Here is a 13,769-nt window from a genome sequence, read left to right as displayed (position 1 = left end):
GATCAAACTCTCCAATAAAGTGTTTAATCTGTCTCTTGCTTGTTTAAAACTGACGGAATTCATTTAATTCCTTACCTATGCTTTTGTTCAGTTTTCAAAGAACTTGTTTGTTTCATCATTTCGTTTGCCGCTCGTTTTGGCGACTTTATTACTTTACCACGCCGCCTCTTTCATGTCAACAATCTTTTTCAAAAACATTTTCGTTTGTTTTCTTTCAGACCGTCACAAGTAAGAAGTTTTCCCGGCGACGAATAATAATATACCACCTATTTTAAACTTAGGCAATAGGTTTTTCGAAATAATTTCAATAAGTTTATCTTATCATACACAATCTCTCATTTATCCTTGCTATCACTGGAATCTGCACACACATTACATAGAAGAAAACGAGCCTTAATCCTTAAACTTGTACATAAAAAACCATCCAAATGCTTTGTTATATAGCAAAAAACCGCCACAAGGGCGGTTTTCTGGATTCTAACTTATTTATCTGAATGTCTCATTTGCGGGAACAGCAAGACGTCGCGGATCGATGGCGAGTTTGTCAGCAGCATGACGAGACGGTCGATTCCGATTCCGAGACCCCCTGTTGGAGGCATGCCGTACTCTAGCGCTTCGATAAAGTCGTCATCCATCATGTGTGCTTCGTCGTTTCCTTCTTCACGCTCTTTTAGCTGATCTTCAAAACGCGCACGCTGATCGATCGGGTCGTTTAGCTCAGAGAAGGCGTTAGCGTGCTCACGACCGACGATAAAGAGCTCGAAACGGTCCGTGAAGCGTCCGTCTTCAGGATTTTGCTTCGCCAAAGGCGAAATTTCCAATGGGTGGCCGTACACGAATGTAGGCTGAATAAGCTTTTCTTCCACAAAGTGTTCAAAGAATTCATTGACCACATGGCCATATGCCATGTTGTCTTTTACAGGTACACCGTGTTCTTTCGCGAGAGCGCGCGCATCTTCATCACTCATAACTGGCCAGAAGTCAACGCCAGATGCTTCTTTAATCGCATCTACCATGTGTACTCGGCGCCACTCTGGCTTCAAGTCGACGTCGTACTCACCGTATTTTACCGTAGTTGTACCAAGCACTTCCTGAGCGATATGAGCGACAAGATTTTCTGTCAGATTCATGATGTCATGGTAATCCGCGTACGCCTCGTACAGCTCGATCATCGTGAACTCAGGGTTGTGTCTTGTGGATACCCCTTCATTACGGAATACGCGTCCGATTTCATACACTTTCTCAAGGCCGCCGACGATCAGGCGCTTTAAGTGAAGCTCAATCGCGATACGCATGTATAGCTGCATATCGAGCGCGTTATGATGCGTGATGAATGGACGGGCAGATGCTCCTCCGGCAATGGCATGCATGGTCGGAGTTTCTACTTCCAAATACCCGTTGTCATCAAGGTAACGGCGCATCGCACGAATGATTTTGCTGCGCATGATGAACGTTTCTTTTACTTCCGGGTTCATGATCAGGTCAACATAGCGCTGACGGTAGCGCTGTTCTACATCCTTTAAGCCGTGGAACTTGTCTGGAAGCGGGCGAAGTGACTTTGTCAGCAGTTCGAACGATGTTGCTTTAACGGAGAGCTCGCCTACTTTTGTTTTGAACACCGTACCGGTTACACCAACCCAGTCACCGATATCAATCGTGTCGAATAGTCCGTAAGCTTCTTCACCTACAGCATCTGTGCGGACATAGATCTGCACTTGTCCTGTAAGATCCTGAATGTGCGCGAAGCCCGCTTTTCCTTTTCCGCGCTTTGTCATGATTCGGCCTGCAATCGTAACCGAAACGTTCTGGCCGTCTAGCTCTTCTTTTTCAACTTCTCCAAACTGTGACAAAAGATCGCCTGCCATATGGGTGCGGCTGAACTTCGTGCCAAACGGGTCCATGCCCTTTTCTGTGAGAGTCGCCAGTTTCTCTCTGCGCACTCTTAGCAAATCATTTAATTCAAGTTCCTGACTCATGAAAAACACTCCTACCTTCTGCAATTTTGTATATCTACTATTCTATAAGTAAGGCTGTCTTCTTCTGGAAGCTCAGCGTGTATCATCGCGTTAAGCGGTTTTCCGAGCATCGCTCTGCCCACTGGAGAGAGGATGGAAACACGGTTATGGAGATGGCTCGCTTCAAACGGGTGAACGATGGTCATGGAAAAGCAGTCCATAAATTCCTGTTCCTGAAGCGTAACCCTTGACCCGAGCTCCACCAATTGTCCAGGCTCTCTGTCCTCCGGCATGATTATGGCCTCTTCTATAACCGCATTGATTTCCTGGATTCTCTGCCTTAACAGCAATCGGCTGCCAGATTCGGCGCCGTTCATATCAAGTGTTAGATCGTCTATTTCCTTTTTTAACATCTGGATGCCTTCTTTTGTAAGCATGAGTTGTGCAGACATGCCCATCCATCCTTTTCATCATTATTTTCAATGATGCGGTATCCTGATGATCACTTCACCTGTAACAAAAGCCAGATGATTATCTGGCTGTTTGGCTAGTCTAACTAATTTTTTGCTGCGTTTCTATCTGGTCGACGTAGTCATAGAGCAACGCGCTCATGCTATCGCGAGTGGTCATCTTGTTGATTTCAGTGCGGACGGTCCCTGTTTTCGGCAGCCCTTTTAAATACCAAGCCGCATGCTTTCTCATCTCGAGAACAGCAACATGCTCACCCTTCAGCTCAATCAGGCGGTCCATATGCAGCATGCAGATATCCATCTTTTCACGTGCATCTGGTTCAGGAAGGATTTCGCCGTTTTGGAGATATTGAACGGTACGATAAAGCATCCACGGATCTCCAAGTGCAGCACGCCCGATCATGACACCGTCCACGCCGTACTTGTCGATCTTCTCCTTCGCCTCTTGCGGAGTGGAGATATCGCCGTTTCCGATGACCGGAATGGACACGTTCTCTTTGACTTCTTTAATGATGTCCCAGTCAGCATAGCCTTCATACATCTGAACACGCGTGCGTCCGTGAACGGCAACCGCTGCCCCACCAGCCCGCTCAACAGCCTGGGCGTTGCGGACAGCATAGATATGGTCCTCGTCCCACCCGATGCGCATTTTGACCGTGACCGGTTTTTGTACGGCATCAACGGTTGCGGCCACCATCTCGTAGATCTTATCTGGATCTAGCAGCCATTTGGCCCCCGCATCGCATTTTGTGATTTTCGGGACAGGGCAGCCCATGTTGATGTCGATGATGTCAGCGTTCGTATGCTTATCCACATACTTTGCCGCTGCGACAAGCGATTCACGTTCTCCGCCGAAAATCTGAAGGCTCAATGGCTTTTCGCGTTCATCCACATAAAGCATCTTCAATGATCGTTCGTTTTCGTGAAGGATTCCCTTGTCACTGACCATCTCTGCACATACGAGGCCTGCACCGAATTCTTTGGCGATCAAGCGGAATGCCGGGTTGCACACACCAGCCATAGGTGCTAGCACAACAGGGTTTTTCAGCGCGATGTCACCGATTTGCATGTTTTCACCTCTATTCTCTTCTTTCTATATAAAGCATTTATTTTGCCGTAGTGTTTGTGAGTTCTTCTTGTGAAATGTTCAATATGTCTGCAATTTTCAACAGCAGCTCAGGCTTTGGCTGGCGGCTGCCTCGTTCAATTTCGCCTAAAACAGATACGGAAATTCCGGCGCTTTTCGCCAGACCTTCTTGCGTATGGCCTTTCAGCTTTCGGTAAGCCCGGATGCGTCTTCCCATTCGATCTTCTTCCAAATGCGTACACCTTCTTTATCTTTCAGCTCGCATAGGGCTTCTGAAACCGTTTTTCCTGTTCCAGGCACCTCTAAATTTGGAGCAATATCTATGAGAGGGATGAGAACAAATGAACGCTCCAAGATTCTCGGATGAGGGACTTGCAGCTGTTCGGTCTGTATACTTTCACTATTATACAATAAAATGTCAAGATCTAAAGTTCTAGGTCCCCATTTTTCTTTGCGTTTTCTTTCCAGTTTCAGCTCTATGTCCAGGGCTTTTGCCAAGATCTGATCTGGTTTCATGTCCGTTTCGAGCAAAAGGGCTAAATTTAAAAAAGCAGGCTGATCGGTATAGCCCACCGGGTCGGTCTCATAAATGGGGGATACCTGTTGAACGGTAATGCCCGGCTCACGCTGCAGCAGCTCAAGCGCCTTCAGCAAATAGCCTTCTCTATCGCCGAGGTTTGACCCGGCCGAGATGTACACCTTATTCATGGCGCGTCCTTTTAATTTCCACTGCTACTGAATCATAATGCCCTGGAATCGGCGGGTCCGGCTTGATCACTTTTACCGTTGTTTCTTCTATAAGTGGAAAACGGGCGAGCAAGGAAGCGGCGATTGTCTCAGCGAGTGTTTCCACGAGCTTCACGGGTTGTCCTTCCACGATCTCTTTTACACTGTTGTATATCTCCGCATAGTTCACGCTCAGCTCAAGGTTATCCGTACGTCCCGCTTCTTTCAGATCAAGCCCGACCGCCACATCCACATTAAAACGCTGACCGAGCTTCGTTTCTTCTGCAAACACACCGTGATATCCGTAGAACTTCATGCCATTCACATAAATCGTATCCATTAGCTGCGCCCCCTGCCTAGCATCGCATCCATCATTTTGGTCATGCGCGCGATTTCCTTCACATCATGCACGCGAACGATGGAGCAGCCGCGTTCAATTCCAAGGCATACGGTCGCGCCTGTCCCTTCCATCCGTTCAGTCACTGGAAGATCGAGCGCCTTGCCAATCATCGACTTTCTTGACGTACCGAGCAAGACCGGATAACCGATCGCTGCGATTTCGTCGAGCCTTCTCATCGTTTCTAAATTCTGTTCATACGTCTTCACGAAGCCGATGCCCGGATCCAAGATGATGTTCTCCGGCCGCACTCCCGCTTTTACCGCAATGGCGATGCTATGCTTCAGGTCGGCGATCATGTCTTGCATGAAATCTTCGTAATCGGTGTTGTCGCGGTTATGCATAAGGATGATCGGCACATCGAGCTCGGCCGCTGTTGCAGCCATCAACGGATCGGCCTTCGCTCCCCAAACGTCATTGATGATGTGCGCTCCGGCTAAAATTGCCTGCCGTGCGACTTCGGCTTTATAGGTGTCAATCGAAATCGGGACAGGAATCTCTTTAGATAACGCCTCGATTAGAGGAATCACTCGGCTCAGCTCTTCATCCAGTCCGACCTTCTCCGCTCCAGGACGCGTGGATTCTCCCCCTACATCAATGATATCCGCTCCGTCGGCGATCATTTGCTTGGCATGTTTGACCGCCGTTTCAATGTGATTAAATTTTCCGCCGTCTGAAAAAGAATCGGGCGTTGCATTCAAAATGCCCATCACGTACGTCTTTTTAGAAAAATCCAATGTATGTGAACCCGCTTGTATCACACACGAGTTGTACAGCAGCGTATCGTTCATATTGTGTATCAACCCTTTCTACTTCCATTCTTTTATCGACAAAAGGCTGTATTTATACGTATCATAGCGGCTCTGCAAAAGCTTGGCCGTTTTCCCGTCTTTTCCTGGATAATCTTTCTGAGCAAACCGTGTCACAGGGACGATTTCTTGAATCGAGTTTGTCAGAAAAATTTCGTCCGCCTGCAGCAAGTCTTCTTTTTTATAATACCCAGACGTGGTCTGAATGTTGAGTGTGCCAGCGAGCGCGAGCACGAACTGACGGGTGATGCCGTTTAAGATGCCAGTCGAAACCGCTGGTGTGAACAAAACACCGTCGTTCATCCAGAAGACGTTCGACACGCACCCTTCCGCTATATCGCCGTCCTGCGTAAGAAAAAGCCCCTCTTGATGAAGCGGATCGGTCAGTTCCCGCTTGCCAAGGATGCTGTTCAAATAATGATGCGACTTAATCCGCTCACTGCCTTCCGGTGTATTTCTGCGCGTTTTTAATAATACGAGCTCTTTTTCTACAGCCGGAGCGCTGCCGAGCGGCTTTCCGTACACAATCACCGTCGGATCCTTATACGCCGTGGTCTGGAGCCCAATCTCACCTATACCGGCCGATACATTGAACCGGATATACGCGTCGCTACATCCATTTTTAACTAGTAAGTCCGCTGTCATCGTTTGAACTTCTTCTAACGTGAAGAGTCTGTTGATGTTTAGCTGATCCATGGCCGCGTTCAAGCGATCCACGTGATCGCTCAGCAAAAAAGGATGGCCATCGTATGTTCGGAAGGTTTCAAACGCGCCGAGTCCGTACATAAAACCGTGATCAAAAGGCGAAATGCTGGCCTCCTCGTTCCGGACCAGCACCCCGTTTATACTGATATACATGTTGTTCCTTTATAGGCGCTGATAAAATTGCGCAGCAGCTGCTTCCCTTCATCCGTCAAGATGGATTCCGGGTGAAACTGAACGCCCTCGATCGCAAACTCTTTATGACGGATACCCATGATCTCGCCTTCTGCCGTCCATGACGAAATCTCGAAGCAGTCAGGCAGCGTCTCTTTTTTCACAATTAATGAATGATAGCGCGCCGCTTGAAATGGCTCGCTCAGTCCGCTGTAAACCGTTTTCCCGTCATGATGCACCATCGACGTTTTCCCGTGCATCAGTCTCTCCGCGCGGATGACGTCACCGCCGAACGCCTGCGCCATCGCCTGCTGTCCGAGGCACACACCGAAAATTGGAATCTTACCTGCAAAATGAAGAATCGCCTCCATGCTGATGCCCGCTTCATCAGGAGAGCAAGGTCCAGGGGAAATCATCAGAAAATCTGGGTTCATCTGCTCTATTTCTTGTATCGTGATCTCATCGTTTCGTTTGACGATGAGATCTTCGCCAAGCTCGCCTAAATACTGCACAAGATTATACGTAAATGAATCATAGTTATCGATCATTAAAATCATGTGATTTCCCTCCTTGGAAACTCTGCTTTATTCTCGCTCTCCTCTTTCGCGCGCCAAAGCACTTCCGCTTTTTTCAGCGACTCCTTGTACTCTGCTGCGGGCACAGAATCAATGACGATACCCGCTCCCGCCTGTACGTGCGCGATGCCTTCCTTTGCTGTTATCGTCCTGATGACGATATTCATTTCACTGTCTCCGTTAAAGCCAAACCAGCCGATCGAGCCGGTGTAAAGTCCGCGTCGAACCGGTTCGAGTTCTTCAATGATCTCCATCGTCCTCACTTTTGGCGCACCCGTAATCGTTCCGCCAGGGAATGTCGCTCTCAGGCAGTCGAACGCATCGACGCCGTCTTTTAGCTCTCCCCGCACATTGGACACGATGTGCATGACGTGAGAATACCGCTCGATCACCATGAACTCGTCCACTTCGACTGTCCCGTAGGCGCAAACTTTACCAAGATCATTGCGTTCAAGATCGACAAGCATCACATGCTCAGCCCGCTCTTTTTCATCATTTATTAGCGTGTGTGCGAGATCGAGGTCTTCTTCTTCCGTTCTGCCGCGCGGGCGGGTTCCGGCGATCGGCCTTGTTGATGCCACGTTCCCCTTCTTTTTCACAAGCAGCTCAGGCGATCCGCTTACGATCTCAAACTGGGGTGCTTGCAAATAGCTCATATACGGTGATGGATTGATCCGGCGCAACTCTTTATAAATGCTGAACGGCTCTGTCTGCAATGGCTTCGACTGTCTGACAGACAAATTCACTTGAAACACATCGCCTGCAGTGATGTATTCTTGAATCTTCTCTACCGCTTGAATGAACGTTTCCTCGGTCATGGAAACGGACAAGTCATCATGACGCGATTCCGTATTAGATTCAAATGAGTGGGCGGAAGTCTTTTGCGGTTCGCTGCTTGTCCATTTCTCGTTCCAGTATGTTAGCCTCTGCTGGGCAAGATCGGCATTGCCGATGCGTTCATTTATGATTATCCATAGCGTTTCACTATCATGCTCATACACGAACACATCGTCGAACACGTAAAAAAACAAATCCGGCATGTTCAGGTCGTCTTTCGCGATCGTTGGCAGCTTTTCAATCTCCCGTGCTACATCATAGCTGACGTATCCGATCGCGCCGCCCGTAAATTCTGGGAGGCCCGGAACCGGATCGGTTACATAGTCACTGAACCACGTCTTCATGCTCTCTAACAGCGGTCCTTCTTTTATAGAGGTTTTCCCTTTGTTTTGCGTGATTTTCAATAACTGCCCTTTACCTTCTAACACGGCAAAGGGGTTCAGCCCCATGATGGAATAGTTTCCGGCACGGCCGCTCTCTAGTAGCACGCGATGCTTCGTCTGGCTGGAAATCCTTTCAAAACGGCCGAACCACTCGTCGCGGCCTATCTTGATCGTTTCATAAACCATTACCGTCTGCTTCATTACTTCATACACTCCTACATCCATAGCTTCTTCCTATATTGTACAGCAGTCGAAGTGCGGCGGTCACTTCTTTCATTTTGGGAATTACTGTTTAAATCGTTTTTAGAAAGAACTCAAGACGCGGTTGATTTCCGTTACAGGCGCACGCTTATTCAGAGGGGCGGGCGGTGAGCTATCCGCCGCATGCGCCTTTGGAAGGTCTCACCTGTCCCACTCGTCCCGCTGGAGTCGGCGCCTGTCACTCCAATCAACTACAATGATGAATTCTAAGAAGCTTATAAAATTTGAAAGTTTTGCCTTACGCAGTCTTAAAGATAATAAGTGTTTGAAAAGGAAAAAGCCCCTTTGCTAAGGAGCTTTTTTCTTTTATTCTTCGAACTGGTAGAGGGCTGTGCTTAGGTAGCGTTCGCCGTTGCTTGGAATGATGGCGAGGACTTTTTTGCCTTTGCCGAGTTTCTTTGCTGTTTCGATGGCAGCGTATATGGCTGCTCCGGATGAGATTCCGCCGAGGAGGCCTTCTTCTCTTGCTGCGCGGCGTGCGTATTCGAACGCTTTTTCTGTTGGAACGGTCATGACTTCATCATAAATGTCTGTGTTCAGGATTTCAGGCACAAATCCGGCGCCGATTCCCTGAATCTTGTGAGGTCCTGGCTTTCCTCCAGAAAGGACCGGAGAATCCGCCGGTTCAACCGCTACAATGAGGATATCCGGATACTTCTCTTTCAGCACCTGTCCTGCTCCTGTAATCGTTCCTCCTGTTCCGATTCCGGATACAAAAGCGTCCAGGCCGTCAGGGAACTGGGTAAGAATTTCTTGTCCTGTTGTATGGCGGTGAATTTCAGGGTTCGCTTCGTTCTTGAACTGCTGCGGCATGAAATATCCATGTTCCTTCGCGAGCTCTTCTGCCTTGCGGATCGCTCCGCCCATCCCTTCAGGTCCTGGGGTGAGGACGAGGTCCGCGCCATACGCGCGCAGCAGGTTGCGGCGCTCCAAACTCATCGTCTCCGGCATCACGAGAATCGTTTTATACCCTTTAGCAGACGCGACCATCGCCAACCCGATACCGGTGTTTCCGCTTGTCGGCTCGATAATCGTGTCGCCCTCTTTAAGTGCACCGCTTTTTTCACCCGCCTCGATCATCGCCAGGGCAATACGGTCCTTTACACTGCTGCCAGGATTCATGAACTCCAGTTTAAGATAAATGTCCGCTGCGTTTTCATCGACGATTCTGTTCAGCTTCACTACAGGTGTCTGACCAATAAGCTCTGTGATTGATTGTGCTACTCTTGCCATCTCTACACCACTCCTAAAACCGAGTATTTTTATTGGATAAATTGTATCAATATTAAAATAAAACTGTCAATTTTAAGAAACCCGAAAAATAAGCCTTCTCTATCATACGATTTAGTCCCTCTTTTCATGCTGAGGAATAAAAAATGACCCAAGCAAAGGCTGATGCCATCCTTTACTTGAGTCAGCTTACTATTTAGATTCTTTTTGCAGCTCTCGAAGTTCTTCATCAGTAAATACATACGATGTGCTGCAGAAATGGCAGCTTGCTTCCGCCGAGCCATCTTCGTCAATAATCGCTTGCAATTCCTCAGATCCTAAACTGATCAAAGCGCTCGCAAAACGTTCTTTAGAGCACGTACACTGAAATTTCACCGGACTCTTTTCTAAAATTTTTACATTTTCCTCGCCAAGCAGTTCAAAAAGAACTTCTTCCGGGGTCATTCCTTTTTCAATCAGCTTGGAAATTGGCGGAATTGCCTTGATGCGTTCTTCTAAAAGGTCAATTACCGTATCTGCCGCGTTCGGCATCACTTGAACAACAAATCCTCCTGCCGCTTTAATGCTGTTGTCCGGATTCACAAGAACACCAACACCTACCGAAGAAGGCACCTGCTCAGAGGAGGCAAAGTAATACGTGAAGTCATCACCGAGTTCTCCCGACACTAGCGGGACAGACCCTGTAAACTTTTCACGAAGCCCGATATCTTTTACGACAGATAAAAAGCCGTTCCTTCCAACCGCCCGGGCGACGTCAAGCTTACCCTGACTGTTCAATTCAAAATGCGTTTGCGGATTCGTCACATAACCACGCGTTTCCCCGAGCGTATTCGCGTCCACCACAATCACACCGATCGGGCCGCCGCCTTCAATCTTGACCGTGATTTTATTATCATCACCTTTAAGCATAGCTGCCATCATCGTCGATGCTGTCATCGCACGTCCTAGCGCAGCCGAAGCGGTCGGCCACGTGTTATGGCGAGATTGCGCCTCATTCACCATACCCGTCGTACTAATCGCATACGCGCGAATCTGCCCGTCAAACGCGAGCGCTTTTATTAAATAATCATTCATGATGTTACCCCTTTAATTCCTGTTTTTTAAATAAATCATTAATAAGCCTTTCAGTGTAAGGAACGGATCAACAATATCAATCAGCTTGCATTCCTGTGCAATCAGTGCGGCAAGTCCGCCCGTCGCAATCACTTTTGGCTCAGTATCGGACTGTTCTTTCATCCTTCTTACAATGCCCTCAACCTGACCGACATAACCGTATACGATCCCAGCCTGCATCGCATTCACCGTGTTCTTACCGACAATGCCGCCCTCTGGCTTCGCAATCTCAATCCGAGGCAATTTCGCCGCTTTGTTATAAAGCGCCTCTGTCGAAATACCGATACCCGGCGCGATCGCTCCGCCCATATATTGCTTATCTTGGTTAATGTAGCAATACGTTGTCGCTGTCCCAAAATCCACAATCACGAGCGGTCCGCCATATTCATGAATCGCAGCAATCGCGTTCACGATACGGTCAGCACCCACTTCACGAGGATTCTCATACTTGATGTTAAGCCCTGTCTTAATTCCAGGCCCGACAACAAGCGGCTTCACGCCAAAATACTTCTGGCACATGCGCTCAAGCGAGAACATGATCGGAGGCACAACAGACGAAATAATGATGCCTTCTATATCTTCTTTATTAATGTTCACATGGCGGAACAGATCAAGCACAAGCATGCCGTACTCATCTTCCGTCTTCTCACGGGATGTCGCAATTCTCCAATGATGCTTCAGCTCATCGCCTTCATACAGACCTAAAACAATATTCGTGTTTCCCACGTCAAAAACGAAAATCATTGTCATGTCCCCACTTTAAGTTAATAATCTCACTTCAATTAAAATACCATAGTGCTGTAGTTCATGCACGTTGTCTGTCTTCAGCTGATTGATGTTGTTAGTACGAATGTGGCTGATTTCCACCTCGGATGGGCAATCCTTGCTCTGGTTATACCGTCTCTCCTTCTCTTCCTGATCAACGTTAAAAATTGCGGATAGAGCGGCACATAAAAACGTGCTGCTATTTATGGATGCATGTAATAAGCTTTCCAAAAATATTCCTTAAAATAATGTTGACATTATTTTCTTAGGCAAATAAGATTATACATAGATATACGATACATATCTAACATAGGTATATGAAAGGCGGAATGTAAATGAAGGTAAATAAAGAGCTGCTGAAAGGCAGTACTTCGACTCTTATTTTGAGTCTGCTCCACTCCAAACCAATGTACGGCTATGAAATCATTAAGGTCATGGAGGACAAATCGAACGGTATTTTTAGTTTAAAGGAAGGAACTTTATATCCCATTCTGCATTCTCTGGAGGCTAACGGAATTATTGAGGCTTATTGGAGCGAAGGTAATGGCGTTAGAAAGAGAAAATATTATGAGCTTACTGATAAAGGAAGACAGTACATGCAAGAGAAAAGAGAGGAATGGTTAACCTTCAAATTTGCGGTTGATGAATTTTTGAGCTGGGAGAAAATAATATGCCGATAAATAAACAGTTTCAAGCATATATGAATCAGGTGTGCATGCTCATAAAAAACAAAGATGTTCATGAAGAAATAAAACTTGAGTTATATGATCATCTCGAGACTCTTAAAGAGGATGCTATGAAAAGCGGACTTTCAGAGGAAGAAGCGATTGAAAAGACAATAGCCCGTATGGGTGATGCTGACGTAGTGGGAAGAAAGCTTAATGAAACACATAAAGCTAAGCTTGACCTGAAATTATTAGTTCCTGTGCTCTCTATTTCGCTTTTTGGTTTGTTCTTGATGTATTTTATACAATCTAACTCAGCTGTTGACCATATAGCAAACGCAAAAATATTTGAGAAAAGCGTAATTTATTATCTTCTTGCTACGGCGCTTATGATCGGATTATTCTTTATGGATTACAGGAAAATACTTAAATATACGAAACACATTTATATGGGAACTGTCCTAGTATTATTATTGACGCTGTTATTTGGTGTTAGGGTGGATGGGATTCCGTATTTAATGTTAGGGTTCGCCAGCATAAACTTTACTGCAATTGTTCCGTTTCTTTTAGTCGTTGCTTTTGCTGGAATATTTCAATCATGGAATTGGGAGGACAATTCTAAATTAGGAAAAGGACTAGTCATGATGTCTTTACCTGTTTTTATGGTAGCCACCACTTCCTTATCCAACACGGTATTATGCATAGTAGTCTGCTTGGCTATTATGGTTGCATCAAACGCTAAGCTTAAACAGCTTATCGTATTTACCATAACCGTTACACTTCTTCCATTCTTGTCTATCTTAATGGGATCCAATGGCTTAAGCCTAAGTGAATGGAAAAATATTGAGCTTCAAAAAACGTTGACATCAACAGGATTTTTCGGGAATGGTTTTACCCAGGACTTAGGAACATTATCTGAAGTGCATACAGATTTTGTCTTCGCCTATCTTGTCATCTCAGTTGGTTGGATTTCCGCAGCAACCACGATCATACTCATTGCGTTATTTATTGGAAGAATGCTGACTACAGCAAAAGCCGCTAAATATTCATATGGAAAGTTATTAATGATAGGCTTTACAGCTGCCTTTTCTTTTCAGTTTATCTTAAGTATCCTTACAAATTTAGGTTTATCACCATTAATGGGAGTGACTATGCCATTTATGAGTTTCGGGGGATCTCACATACTGATAGACATGATGTCTGTAGGACTAATCTTGAGTGTTTATCGAAGAAGAAATTTAGGCGCTATTTCCTCAACAAAGACACTAGCTTAATTTTTTAATGCTGATAAAAATAAACAAGAGGACGCGCATGTCATAGAATGCGGGTCCTCTTGTTTTTTTAAGCTGTTTTCGTAAACATTGTTGCTTTTAGAATTCTAAGAAGTGGTTGCTCTTCGTTACATGTGCACGCTTGTCCAGAGGGGTGTAGCGAAAAGCAAAAATGGCTCGTCCAGACCCGACAAGCAAATGAGGAAGGGACCGGTAAGTCGTTTTTTGACTTATTGGGCACTTACTCATTTGACCTCGAGGGGCTAGCCATTTCTGCTGGACAAATCGAAAAGCAGGAATGGCTCGTCCAGCCCCGACAAGCAAATGAGAAAGGGACCGGTAAGTCGGT

General features: G+C 46.4%; 16 protein-coding genes. 2 read left to right on the top strand and 14 right to left on the bottom strand.

The window, feature by feature from the left end:
• Positions 1-482: 482 nt before the first annotated feature.
• From lysS to ACFQPF_RS11645, 14 genes are all read right to left on the bottom strand, one after another.
• The gene (lysS, locus tag ACFQPF_RS11710) at positions 483-1,976 is read right to left on the bottom strand and encodes a lysine--tRNA ligase (protein ID WP_379749834.1); all 1,494 of its coding nucleotides are present in this window, start codon (positions 1,974-1,976) and stop codon (positions 483-485) included.
• Positions 1,977-1,987: 11 nt separating this feature from the next.
• Positions 1,988-2,407, bottom strand: a complete 420-nt coding sequence (locus ACFQPF_RS11705; protein WP_379749832.1) for a GreA/GreB family elongation factor — start codon at positions 2,405-2,407, stop codon at positions 1,988-1,990.
• 100 nt (positions 2,408-2,507) lie between these two features.
• On the bottom strand, positions 2,508-3,494 hold the full coding sequence (gene dusB / locus ACFQPF_RS11700; protein ID WP_379749830.1) for a tRNA dihydrouridine synthase DusB: 987 nt from the start codon (positions 3,492-3,494) through the stop codon (positions 2,508-2,510).
• 37 nt (positions 3,495-3,531) lie between these two features.
• Positions 3,532-3,744: a helix-turn-helix domain-containing protein gene (locus ACFQPF_RS11695; RefSeq protein ID WP_379749828.1), complete on the bottom strand. Its 213-nt coding sequence runs from the start codon at positions 3,742-3,744 to the stop codon at positions 3,532-3,534.
• Positions 3,696-4,220 (bottom strand): 2-amino-4-hydroxy-6-hydroxymethyldihydropteridine diphosphokinase, encoded by a 525-nt coding sequence (folK, locus tag ACFQPF_RS11690; protein ID WP_379749826.1) that lies wholly within the window; start codon positions 4,218-4,220, stop codon positions 3,696-3,698. Before folK ends, ACFQPF_RS11695 begins: the two co-directional genes overlap by 49 nt.
• Positions 4,213-4,578, bottom strand: coding sequence for a dihydroneopterin aldolase (gene folB, locus ACFQPF_RS11685; RefSeq protein ID WP_379749824.1), 366 nt, complete (start codon positions 4,576-4,578; stop codon positions 4,213-4,215). The genes folK and folB overlap by 8 nt, the downstream gene beginning before the upstream one ends.
• Positions 4,578-5,426: a dihydropteroate synthase gene (gene folP, locus ACFQPF_RS11680; protein ID WP_379749822.1), complete on the bottom strand. Its 849-nt coding sequence runs from the start codon at positions 5,424-5,426 to the stop codon at positions 4,578-4,580. Before folP ends, folB begins: the two co-directional genes overlap by 1 nt.
• 18 nt (positions 5,427-5,444) lie before the next feature.
• Positions 5,445-6,302, bottom strand: a complete 858-nt coding sequence (gene pabC, locus ACFQPF_RS11675) for an aminodeoxychorismate lyase (RefSeq protein ID WP_379749820.1) — start codon at positions 6,300-6,302, stop codon at positions 5,445-5,447.
• Positions 6,287-6,877 carry an aminodeoxychorismate/anthranilate synthase component II gene (gene pabA / locus ACFQPF_RS11670; RefSeq protein ID WP_379749818.1) on the bottom strand — a complete coding sequence of 197 codons (591 nt, stop codon included), beginning with the start codon at positions 6,875-6,877 and terminating at the stop codon, positions 6,287-6,289. Before pabA ends, pabC begins: the two co-directional genes overlap by 16 nt.
• Entirely contained in the window at positions 6,874-8,316 is a 1,443-nt protein-coding gene (locus ACFQPF_RS11665; protein WP_379749836.1) for an anthranilate synthase component I family protein, read from the bottom strand. The genes pabA and ACFQPF_RS11665 overlap by 4 nt, the downstream gene beginning before the upstream one ends.
• 366 nt (positions 8,317-8,682) lie before the next feature.
• Positions 8,683-9,609, bottom strand: coding sequence for a cysteine synthase A (gene cysK / locus ACFQPF_RS11660; protein ID WP_379749816.1), 927 nt, complete (start codon positions 9,607-9,609; stop codon positions 8,683-8,685).
• A 189-nt stretch (positions 9,610-9,798) separates the two neighbouring features.
• The gene (gene hslO / locus ACFQPF_RS11655) at positions 9,799-10,680 is read right to left on the bottom strand and encodes an Hsp33 family molecular chaperone HslO (protein ID WP_379749814.1); all 882 of its coding nucleotides are present in this window, start codon (positions 10,678-10,680) and stop codon (positions 9,799-9,801) included.
• Positions 10,681-10,692: 12 nt separating this feature from the next.
• Positions 10,693-11,463 (bottom strand): type III pantothenate kinase, encoded by a 771-nt coding sequence (locus ACFQPF_RS11650; RefSeq protein ID WP_379749812.1) that lies wholly within the window; start codon positions 11,461-11,463, stop codon positions 10,693-10,695.
• Positions 11,464-11,478: 15 nt separating this feature from the next.
• Positions 11,479-11,715, bottom strand: a complete 237-nt coding sequence (locus tag ACFQPF_RS11645) for a hypothetical protein (protein ID WP_379749810.1) — start codon at positions 11,713-11,715, stop codon at positions 11,479-11,481.
• Between the two features lie 104 nt (positions 11,716-11,819).
• Here ACFQPF_RS11645 and ACFQPF_RS11640 point away from each other — a divergent pair, with 104 nt between their 5' ends.
• Both ACFQPF_RS11640 and ACFQPF_RS11635 read left to right on the top strand, forming a co-directional pair.
• Positions 11,820-12,164, top strand: a complete 345-nt coding sequence (locus ACFQPF_RS11640; protein WP_379749808.1) for a PadR family transcriptional regulator — start codon at positions 11,820-11,822, stop codon at positions 12,162-12,164.
• Entirely contained in the window at positions 12,155-13,423 is a 1,269-nt protein-coding gene (locus ACFQPF_RS11635; RefSeq protein WP_379749806.1) for an FtsW/RodA/SpoVE family cell cycle protein, read from the top strand. The genes ACFQPF_RS11640 and ACFQPF_RS11635 overlap by 10 nt, the downstream gene beginning before the upstream one ends.
• The last annotated feature ends 346 nt before the right edge of the window (positions 13,424-13,769 follow it).

It is taken from the genome of Fictibacillus iocasae (assembly GCF_042665465.1).
GTDB lineage: Bacteria > Bacillota > Bacilli > Bacillales > Fictibacillaceae > Fictibacillus > Fictibacillus iocasae.
Note: the sequence above shows the minus strand (reverse complement) of the source record. Positions and strands in the feature narration are given on the sequence as shown.

What these genes read in the sequence shown, in the direction of transcription:
- lysS (WP_379749834.1), bottom strand. Translation starts at nt 1,976, where the DNA reads ATGAGTCAGGAACTTGAATTAAATGATTTGCTAAGAGTGCGCAGAGAG.
- ACFQPF_RS11705 (WP_379749832.1), bottom strand. Translation starts at nt 2,407, where the DNA reads ATGTCTGCACAACTCATGCTTACAAAAGAAGGCATCCAGATGTTAAAA.
- dusB (WP_379749830.1), bottom strand. Translation starts at nt 3,494, where the DNA reads ATGCAAATCGGTGACATCGCGCTGAAAAACCCTGTTGTGCTAGCACCT.
- folK (WP_379749826.1), bottom strand. Translation starts at nt 4,220, where the DNA reads ATGAATAAGGTGTACATCTCGGCCGGGTCAAACCTCGGCGATAGAGAA.
- folB (WP_379749824.1), bottom strand. Translation starts at nt 4,578, where the DNA reads ATGGATACGATTTATGTGAATGGCATGAAGTTCTACGGATATCACGGT.
- folP (WP_379749822.1), bottom strand. Translation starts at nt 5,426, where the DNA reads ATGAACGATACGCTGCTGTACAACTCGTGTGTGATACAAGCGGGTTCA.
- pabC (WP_379749820.1), bottom strand. Translation starts at nt 6,302, where the DNA reads ATGTATATCAGTATAAACGGGGTGCTGGTCCGGAACGAGGAGGCCAGC.
- pabA (WP_379749818.1), bottom strand. Translation starts at nt 6,877, where the DNA reads ATGATTTTAATGATCGATAACTATGATTCATTTACGTATAATCTTGTG.
- ACFQPF_RS11665 (WP_379749836.1), bottom strand. Translation starts at nt 8,316, where the DNA reads ATGAAGCAGACGGTAATGGTTTATGAAACGATCAAGATAGGCCGCGAC.
- cysK (WP_379749816.1), bottom strand. Translation starts at nt 9,609, where the DNA reads ATGGCAAGAGTAGCACAATCAATCACAGAGCTTATTGGTCAGACACCT.
- hslO (WP_379749814.1), bottom strand. Translation starts at nt 10,680, where the DNA reads ATGAATGATTATTTAATAAAAGCGCTCGCGTTTGACGGGCAGATTCGC.
- ACFQPF_RS11650 (WP_379749812.1), bottom strand. Translation starts at nt 11,463, where the DNA reads ATGATTTTCGTTTTTGACGTGGGAAACACGAATATTGTTTTAGGTCTG.
- ACFQPF_RS11640 (WP_379749808.1), top strand. Translation starts at nt 11,820, where the DNA reads ATGAAGGTAAATAAAGAGCTGCTGAAAGGCAGTACTTCGACTCTTATT.
- ACFQPF_RS11635 (WP_379749806.1), top strand. Translation starts at nt 12,155, where the DNA reads ATGCCGATAAATAAACAGTTTCAAGCATATATGAATCAGGTGTGCATG.